Consider the following 8946-nt stretch of genomic DNA (forward strand, 5'->3'; position numbering starts at 1 on the left):
AACCCATCTTAGACAAAGATTTTAAAGCATTAGCACAAGAAGAGTAAAGCGGAGGCAGGTCAAGTGACTTGCTTTTTGATAAAAAAAAAATACTGCCGTGAAAGACAGGATTGCTACTCAATGAAAATCAAAGAGCAAACTAGGAAGCTAGCCGCAGGCTGCTCAAAACATGGTTTTGAGGTTGTAGATGAAACTGACGAAGTCAGTAACCATACATGCGGTAAGGCGACGCTGACGTGGTTTGAAGAGATTTTCGAAGAGTATAAATACCTACTCTATTTTCTATTATAATCTCTTACTGGCCTTTTGTCTGTAAGCAACTGACCACTCGATAAAACAAAGAGAGCCTATCGCTCTCTCTGCTTGCATTTCACTCTCTGTGGAATGAAAATTATTTAGCTGCTTTTGAAAATGTTACAACGTAATTATAATCTTTCCCATTATTTTTATAGAGATAGTCTTCTTTAACAGTATAACCACGTTTACGTAATTCCTCTTTCTTGGCATCAACTTGGTTCTTGACTGCTACTTTTACTTCATCATCTGTTGAACCTTCCGCGATTTCAAGAGGAGTTCCATTGATATCTCCTAGAAAACCTGCAATATCTTTCATTTTATCAAAGTTATAAAAAACATTGACTTTGACCTTTTGAGGAGCTGATGTTACAACTTCTTCAGCTTCTACTGTTGTTCCTGCGTCTTTTGGAGCTAGTGTTTCTTCTGTTCCTACTTCTACAGATGGTTGTGTGTCTGTTGACTCACTTTCAGAGGTAACTGATGCTTCTTTTGACTCTGACGATTCTTCTGATGTGGCATTTGTTGTTCCATCTTGTGTCTCAGAATTATTTTCTTGTGAATTTACTAAGTTAGAATCAGACGAAGTCGCTTCTCCAGTTTCTTCTGTGGTGGTCAATACTTTTTCTGAGTCTGATGATGGAGCTACAGATGTTTTTCCTGTTTCTGCCATATCCGTAGCTGATGTGTTTTCAGCTGGTTCTACTTGGCTTTTCTCTGTGCTTTCCGTAGATTCTACAGTCTTTGCTTCCTCTGTTGCTCCGTTACCGTGCGATGTTACATCTCTTGTTTCTGAAGACGCTTCCTGTGAATTAACATCTTTACTGTTTGTCTCTTCTATCAGATGTGTTTTCGACAATATCAGCTTTTGTTTTAAATAAGGAAAGTTGAGATTCTGTCACCTCTGCTTCTTGAATTGCTGGCCCATACTGTCCAACTAAAGCCTCCGAGTCGACCTTATCTCCTAAAATTTGTGCAACAGTAATCCAGTGATGTTCATGACGAGGGTTATTAAATGCACCAAGACCTGTATAAGTATATAGAGGATTTATCAATGATTTATAATGACCAGTTTGACCTGCAACTGTCTCACCCTTTGATTTTTTAATATAATCGGCTTTTTCTGAGTACCATTGCTTAATCGCCTCTGCAAATCCTTTATAATTCCACGCCAAGTTTTCTCCAAATGTTCTAGTACCAGTCGGAAAAGCTGTCCAAATATTTTTGTCAGAGAGACGAGCATGGGCATTCGTAATAGAAGACTCAGCAGCTCTCATAAGAGCCGTTTTTTCCAGTTGTGTTGACCACTTAATCGGAACATACTTATCTACTAATTTCTCCTCAAAAGCCTCTTTACGAATCTTATTAAGAGAATCTAAGATAGCTTGTTGATCTGGTGTTAAAAATTCTCCTTTGATTCCCACCAAAACATTGCCAGCAGATGCTTGACTCACTTCCGATTTAAATACAGTCTGCACCTCCTTTTGTGGTACAGCCGGTGCTTCCCCTTTCGGTGTTACTGGATCTTCCGTGGTTGGTCTTGTAGCTACCGGTGCTTCTGATTTTGGTGCTGGAGACGCTGGTGCTTCTGATTTTGGCGCTGGCGCTGCTGGTGCTTCTGCTCTTGGTTCTGATACCATTGGCTCTTCTGCTTTTGGCGCTGGCGCTGCTGGTGCTTCTGATTTTGGTTCTGATACCATTGGCTCTTCTGCTTTTGGCGCTGGTGACTCTGGTTCTTCCGCTTGCGGCGCTGGGGTCGCTGGTGCTTCTGATTTTGGTTCTGATACCGTTGGCTCATCCGCTTTCGGTGCTGGGGTCGCTGGCTCTTCTACTTCTGGTGCCAGTGTTGCTGGTTCTTCCGCTTTTGGCGCCGGTGACACTGGTTCTTCCACTTTTGGTGCTGGGGTCGCTGGTGCTTCCGATTTTGGTTCTGATACCATTGGCTCTTCCACTTTCGGTGCTGGCGCTTCAGAACTTGGATTTGAAACTACAGGTTGATTTGTTGTCCCTATATTTGAAAGGGCCTTGTCTACTACTGGACTTGATTCAGTTGAGTTCCCTGATTCAATTGTAGTATCTGCAGATGGAGCATGTAAAGTTTCTGATCTTGTTTCGGCTTTTGGCGCAACTGAGACTGAGGTTTCTGATTTCGATGCCGGCAATACTGACTCTTCAGCTTTCTCTGCTGACGCCGCTGGGATTTCCACAGCTACTGGTGTCGTTTGTTTAACAGTAGTCCTTTGTTCACCAGTTACAGTATCTGTTTTTGTTTCAACTTCATAACTTTGACGACTACCAGAATTATCAATCGACACTCGCTGTCTTTTTACTTCTGTATTTCCATCTTTTAGAAAAGCCTCTTCGCTAAAATACAATTTATTATTAGCAAAAATCAAATCTCTATTTGCAATACGATTTATCTCAACCAAACTATCAACAGATAGCCCTGTTGCCCCACTAATAGCACTCAATGTATCTCCCCACTTAATTGTGTAGTGTGATAAATTGTCTATATTTAGAATATCAGCTTTCACTTCCTCAACTGTTCTGGCTACCCAAACACCATCTTGTTCACTGGCTGATACAGTTGGAGCTAAAAAGCCTAGCCCCAGTAGAATCACACCTGTCGCAACAATTGCACCCGTTCTTAATTTTCTAAAACCACGGAGGGATAAGCTTCCTCTAACATTTGTTTGTCTCATAATATTTATTTTTCCTCACTATTCTATATTTTCCAAGGTAGACCCTGCCTAGGTCTACTAGCCTATGTTTGCGATATGGATAGGCTTCTACAGATTTATCTATAGATTTTTATACACAATTCCATATATAAGTTGCGAAACCCCTTTCTAATAAATTCCATAACTTTAGTATATCATATTTAACACTAAAGTACAAAGAAAGCAACTGAAAGCAATGATTTTCACCACTGCTTTCTGCTTCATGTATCATTTTAAAACTTTCAGTTGCTAGCCTCATTTTTCAGTCTAGCATCAGTATTATTCACCATCCAGCAAAAGCTCTTTTGGTTGTTTTCTAAGGAGATTGCTTGAAGCAAGCGCCATAACGAGAACCACTAGAACCAAGGCTAGGACAAAGACGATGATAAAGTCTGAAGTCTGAATAGAAATATCTAGGCTCGACAAGGTCTTGCTAAAGCCATCTACTTCTGCACCACCACCAAGGTTAGAGGCTTGAGCCGCCTTACTAGCCTGTTTGGCAACACCTGAAGTCACATTGGCAAGGACAGTGTTTCCAATTGCACGGGCAGTGTAATTAGCTAGGAAGTAAGCAGAAACTAGAGCAGGGATAGCAATCAAGATAGATTCGGTTATGAATTGCCCCAAGATACTTGCCTGCTTGAGGCCGATAGAGAGGAGAATTCCCACTTCCTTGCGACGGGCGTTGATCCAAAGGCTGAGCAAGAGGGCAAGGAGGAGAACTGAGAAGCTCAAGCTACCCCAGAAGAGGAGGTTGGCCATCTTGTACATACCAGAGATAGATTGCTCAAGAGCTGGGTAGTTAGAGGAGCTCTTGACGAGTGTGTAGCTCTTCCAGTTGATACCACTGATGCCATTCAACTCTTTCATAACATCATCCAAGTTCTTGTCTGCTGTTACAAAGAAGGTTGCGTCCCCATAAATGGCTGTGTCTTCTGTGTATCCATAAAGTTTTGCAGCAGTGTGAATGTCTGTAATAGCTGTGTTTTCGTAAAGTTCTTGTGAGTAGGTTACTGCTGACTTATTATGACCATCAAAGAGTCCCTTGATTGTCACTTCAACTGTTTCCTTGGCTCCTTTTTCATTGTCTGCATCGTAGATATTGGAGTCCAGTTTAACCTTGTCCCCTACTTTCCAGCCGTGTTTGGCTGCCAAGTCCTTGTGCAAGAGGATTTTATCCTTGTCGTCGTTGGTTAAGTGCTCTCCTTCGACTAGTTTATAAGAACCAGAGACAAACTTGTCTTCTTTAGAGGAGTCATTGACACCTGTAATCATCAAGCTACTTCCAAAACGTTTGGCACGATCAGCAGTGAAATTCTTCTTGGTTTCTGGCGTTTCAATGAGGTCATATCCAGTCAAATCTCCGATAGCGTTGATACGTTTGACATAAGACTCGATGGCCTTGTTTTCGGTGATTTTTTTGATGTCTTCACCCTTGATATTCCCAGCACCACGAGGCGTTCCTTGGTTGACGCGACGATTGATTTGCATGGAGAAGCTGTTGGTGATATTTTTAAAGGTCTCCTGAGAAGCTTTGGCAGTAGCTCCCTTGATTGACAAGCCAACTAAACTCAAGCTCGCCATGAGGAGAATAATCAGGAAGATGACAATCGATTTGAAAAACTTCCTTGTAACATAGGCAAATGCGTTGTGTAACATAGGTTACCTTTCTAGATTTTATTCTATTTTATAGTTTGAACAGAAAAAGTTCGTATTATTTCGTAGTATTTCGAGTTTCAGTCAGGTTCTTATCTTTCAACTCAAGTGTAATATCTGATGCTTGTGCCACTTCTTTGCTGTGGGTTACGACGATGACACATTTACCTGTTTTCTGGGCAAGTGATTTGAGCAGTTCGACAATATCTCCAGCAGTTTTAGGATCCAGATTTCCTGTTGGCTCATCAGCTAGAATAACTGGAGCTTCTGAGACCAAACTGCGAGCAATGGCAACACGTTGCTGTTGACCACCTGATAACTGGAGAACATTCCGCTTGATCTGATTTTCATCTAAACCAAGCTCAAGCAGTGTATCCTTGCTTGCCTTTTTGTTGACCAAGCGGATATTTTCCAGTGGAGAAAGATAGTCTATCAAGTTATAATTTTGAAATACCAGGGAAATATGGTGCACACGATGGTAGGAATAGCCCTTCTTACGAATATCCTCTCCTTGGAAAAGAATCGAACCTTCAACAGGACTATCTAAACCAGCAAGTAGGGACAAGAGAGTGGATTTCCCCGCTCCTGACTCACCAATGATACTGTAAAATTTCCCAGGTTCAAAATTATAATTGATCTGATATAGGACTGCCTCAGCAGTGTTCTTATAACGGTAGTTAAGGTCTTGTAATTGTAATAAAGTCATGATTTCTCCTTCTTAACTAATAGATGATAAAATTTCTTTCGGCGATTTTCTAAATAAGAATAGGAAACAAAGGGCTACAGATAAGCAACTAAGCAGAACTAGAAAAACATAGGATTCTGCAAAAGATAGGGTGCTGGTTGATAGACTGCTTGCTTTAGCTAGCGTGTCTTGTAGGGCTGCCTGATCTCCACTTGCTAGTAGGGTTTGGAGTAGGTAAGATGTTATTGCGTTTCCTGCAACAAATGCTGGAAGCAAAGCTCCAAGAGATACCAAAACTACCTCTAAACAGAATTGTAGGAAGATCGAGCTCTTGCCTTTTCCAAGTGCCAGTAAAATTCCCACTTCGTAGACCCTTTCTCTCAACCAGAGAGACAAAACCAGAATTAAGGCTCCTGCTCCTGCTATCAACATCCCATAAAGGAAGATGGTCAGGAAGGTTTGGAAGGTTTCCACTGAGTCTTTGATTTGTTCAAAAGCCTTGTTTTCCTTCTCGACTTGGTAGCCTTGACTTTCCAAGGCCAAGTTTTCCACCTGCTTCATGAGTCCGTCCATTTCCTTAGGATTTTCTACATAGAAGCGAGCTGCACTGACTTGAGCTTCACTATTGCCCAAAAGTGTCTGGCTACTTTCATAGTCTGTAAAGACCTGGTTTTCACTGAAGTCGGAAGACAAACCTGTGAATTTCTCCTGTTTTTTACCAGAGAAGATTCCGACGATTTCAAACTCTACTGTTTGCCCTTTGCCAGATTCGGACTGTCCAGCATCCAAGCTAATCTTGTCATGAAGTGAAAGACCGTTCTTCTTAGCCAACTCTTCGTGGATGATGATTTTCTTTGAATCCCCTTTTTGAAGGTGACGACCTTCTTTTAGGTTGAAAGCCGAGCTAGTAAAGGTTACATCCTTGGATGAATCCTCAAGAGCCGTTAAGCTGACCAAGTTTTTGTCCGCTGCTGACAATTCATCACGCTCCACGCTCTGCTCGCCACTCACTGCTTCCTTGTCTTTTAGTTTTGCGACCGTCTCGAGTTCAGGAGAGACATGTTCCAGTCCCTTAATCTGGCTCACGGATGATAAGTCCGACAACTTGAAAGTCTGACCATTTTCTATCTTCTTAATAGAAAAAGAGGTGTTGAGTGATTTGTAAAGATTGCTTTCCACTGTTTTGTTGGACTTCATCAGAGTCAAACAGGCTGAAATTCCAGCCAATAGGACCAATAAAATCAGAAATAAAATAAAACTTCTCAGTCGTTTTCTGCTGACATAAGCCCAAGCTCTTTGGATTGGATTCATTTGTCACCTCCATATTTGTAAGAATATTATAAAACCCAAATATGAAATGTTTATGAAATACGAAAAAAATATCGAGTAGGGGATAATCTCTAGTCCCTCTCACACCACCGTACGTGCCGTTCGGCATACGGCGGTTCAACTAACTTTTAAAGCATGTCGTTCAAGGTCATAATCCAAACACAAAATCAGTCCACGTTTTTCTTAGGCTAAAAGAGTCCACTGGACTCTTTTACTCCGTCCCATAACCAATGATTTAATAGCGCGTTCAGCTAGATTATTGGAAAGGACCAGATGCCCGTCTTTCAATAGAAATCACGACTTTCTGATGAATTTATTTTGGGAGTGATAGAAAAGCCCTTCATAAGCCAGTCTACTTGTTCAGGCGTGAGAGCTTTGATATCCTTTTCTGTACTGGGCCAAGTCAGTCTGCCGCTCTCAAAGCGTTTATATAGTAGCCAAAATCCTTGACCATCCCAGTAAAGGGATTTAAAGCGGTCTTTACGCCCACCACAAAAGAGAAAGACTTGACCTGAAAAGGGATTTAATTCAAAGTGGGTTTTAATGAGATAAGCCAGTGAATCAATGCCTTGCCTCATATCCGTTTTCCCACACACGAGATAGACCTGCCCTAGGCTAGATAGATGAATTGTCATAGAGCAACACCTTATCCAAAAGCTCTTCTATCATTTCGAGATTGTGGAATCTCTACAGGAACAATAGGTTGTGGCATTAAAATATCTTCCAATAGTTTTACTTTACGAATAGTATACAGGAGGAACTCCATGAATGATAGATACCTTGTTATGACGCGCTTACCGTACTATTATAAATTCAATCCACTATATCATTTGATTCACTAGTAAAAAAAGGATAACATCTCCTCTCGGAGATGCTATCCTTTTGGGGGCGACTAGAACATAGTGTTCCAATCTATTTTCGTTAAATTTACAGAATGTTTATCCTATGAATTATTTTATCAAAGTAATTTCTTACTCTTCTTTCTTGCGTTTTTTCGCGATAAGGAGTCCCCCTGTTGCTGCTGCAAGAAGTGCTAGAGCAAGTGAAGCGCTAGATTGTTCTGTACCAGTATTTGGCAATTCTTTCGCTCCTGCTTTCTCAGCTGGTGCTTGAGCAGGTGAATCTTGGTTGGTAGCTGGATTAACTGCTACTGAACTATCTGATTTCTTGACTGTCTTATCTGCTGGAATAACAGATGTAGTACCATCTTCAAAGGTTACAACTACTGATCCGTCTTTGTTTACCTTAATATCTTTCGCAGTTGGGTTAGATTTCTTAACTTCTTCGGCTACCTTAGCTTTTTCTGCGTCAGTCAAGTTGCTTGGATCTTTAACTGGTGTTGCTGACGGATCCTTAACACTATCTGCATCTTTAGCTTTCTCAACTGCTTTAGCTGCTGGAATTACTGCTGTTGAGCCATCTGGGAAGGTTACAGTTATTGTTCCATCTTTACCTACTTTAACATCTGTTGCAGTTGGGTTAGATTTCTTAACTTCTTCGGCTACCTTAGCTCTTTCTGCATCAGTCAAGTTGCTTGGATCTTTAACCGATGTTACTGATGGATCTTTAACACTATCTGAATCCTTAGTTGATGCACCTACTGGTTTAGATTCTGGTTTCGAGTTTGGATCTTTCGGATTTGTTCCCTTATCTACTTCTTCCTTATCAGTCAAGCCATCGCCATCTGTATCGGCTTTAGTAGGGTCTGTTCCTTTTTCTACTTCTTCCTTATCAGTCAAGCCATCGCCGTCTGTATCGGCTTTAGTAGGGTCTGTTCCTTTTTCTACTTCTTCCTTATCAGTCAAGCCATCGCCATCTGTATCCTTAGTTGATGGATCTACTGGTTTAGCTGGGGCTGTGGTATCTTTAGCTGGTGTTGCTTCTTTTGGTTCACTTGCTTCTGATACATTTCCTGATGGGTCTGTTGCTTTAGCTGTTACGCCACCTGCTGGAAGTTCTTTCGTTGGTGTAATGGTTGCTTTACCTTCGTCGTTAGCTGTACCTTCACCAATCTTGTTGCCGTCTTTGTCGAACAACTCAACCTTAGATCCTGGTTCTGCTGTTACTTCAACTGGATCTTTAGTGCCGGCTTTACCTGTCAAGTCTGTCTTAACTTCTGGTTTAGCTGGCGCTGTGGTATCTTTAGCTGGTGTTGCTTCTTTTGGTTCACTTGCTTCTGATACATTTCCTGATGGGTCTGTTGCTTTAGCTGTTACGCCACCTGCTGGAAGTTCTTTCGTTGGTGTAATGGTTGCTTTACCT

Annotated in this window: 8 protein-coding genes and 1 pseudogene; 1 reads left to right on the forward strand and 8 read right to left on the reverse strand. The window is 41.4% G+C overall.

Translation table 11 applies throughout. The features are described from left to right. Positions 1-120: 120 nt before the first annotated feature. Positions 121-291: a hypothetical protein gene (locus tag HT729_RS05745; RefSeq protein ID WP_172931777.1), complete on the forward strand. Its 171-nt coding sequence runs from the start codon at positions 121-123 to the stop codon at positions 289-291. 100 nt (positions 292-391) lie between these two features. Here HT729_RS05745 and HT729_RS05750 read toward each other — a convergent pair whose 3' ends face one another. The 8 genes and pseudogenes from HT729_RS05750 to HT729_RS05785 all read right to left on the reverse strand — a co-directional run. Beyond that, positions 392-1153: a hypothetical protein gene (locus HT729_RS05750; RefSeq protein WP_023936607.1), complete on the reverse strand. Its 762-nt coding sequence runs from the start codon at positions 1151-1153 to the stop codon at positions 392-394. Further along, positions 1116-2996: a CAP domain-containing protein gene (locus HT729_RS05755; RefSeq protein WP_172931778.1), complete on the reverse strand. Its 1881-nt coding sequence runs from the start codon at positions 2994-2996 to the stop codon at positions 1116-1118. The genes HT729_RS05750 and HT729_RS05755 overlap by 38 nt, the downstream gene beginning before the upstream one ends. Positions 2997-3293: 297 nt before the next feature. Continuing rightward, the gene (vex3, locus tag HT729_RS05760) at positions 3294-4673 is read right to left on the reverse strand and encodes an ABC transporter permease subunit Vex3 (RefSeq protein WP_138702377.1); all 1380 of its coding nucleotides are present in this window, start codon (positions 4671-4673) and stop codon (positions 3294-3296) included. 55 nt (positions 4674-4728) lie between these two features. After that, entirely contained in the window at positions 4729-5376 is a 648-nt protein-coding gene (vex2, locus tag HT729_RS05765) for an ABC transporter ATP-binding subunit Vex2 (protein ID WP_172924900.1), read from the reverse strand. Positions 5377-5388: 12 nt separating this feature from the next. Next, positions 5389-6666, reverse strand: coding sequence for an ABC transporter permease (locus HT729_RS05770; protein WP_172924898.1), 1278 nt, complete (start codon positions 6664-6666; stop codon positions 5389-5391). Positions 6667-6900: 234 nt separating this feature from the next. Beyond that, positions 6901-6975 (reverse strand): annotated as a pseudogene (locus HT729_RS05775) (transposase); the annotation flags it as partial. Continuing rightward, complete coding sequence (gene tnpB, locus HT729_RS05780) at positions 6969-7319, reverse strand: IS66 family insertion sequence element accessory protein TnpB (RefSeq protein ID WP_023937629.1); 351 nt, start codon at positions 7317-7319, stop codon at positions 6969-6971. The pseudogene HT729_RS05775 and the gene tnpB, both read right to left, overlap by 7 nt. Positions 7320-7655: 336 nt before the next feature. Further along, positions 7656-8946, reverse strand: a 1291-nt coding sequence (locus tag HT729_RS05785; protein ID WP_172931779.1) for an Ig-like domain-containing protein, incomplete at its 5' end; no start/stop codon positions are given.

The organism is Streptococcus sp. 79, from assembly GCF_013277425.1.
Lineage (GTDB): Bacteria > Bacillota > Bacilli > Lactobacillales > Streptococcaceae > Streptococcus > Streptococcus pseudopneumoniae.

What these genes read in the sequence shown, in the direction of transcription:
- HT729_RS05755 (WP_172931778.1), bottom strand. Translation starts at nt 2,996, where the DNA reads ATGAGACAAACAAATGTTAGAGGAAGCTTATCCCTCCGTGGTTTTAGA.
- vex3 (WP_138702377.1), bottom strand. Translation starts at nt 4,673, where the DNA reads ATGTTACACAACGCATTTGCCTATGTTACAAGGAAGTTTTTCAAATCG.
- vex2 (WP_172924900.1), bottom strand. Translation starts at nt 5,376, where the DNA reads ATGACTTTATTACAATTACAAGACCTTAACTACCGTTATAAGAACACT.
- tnpB (WP_023937629.1), bottom strand. Translation starts at nt 7,319, where the DNA reads ATGACAATTCATCTATCTAGCCTAGGGCAGGTCTATCTCGTGTGTGGG.
- HT729_RS05770 (WP_172924898.1), bottom strand. Translation starts at nt 6,666, where the DNA reads ATGAATCCAATCCAAAGAGCTTGGGCTTATGTCAGCAGAAAACGACTG.
- HT729_RS05745 (WP_172931777.1), top strand. Translation starts at nt 121, where the DNA reads ATGAAAATCAAAGAGCAAACTAGGAAGCTAGCCGCAGGCTGCTCAAAA.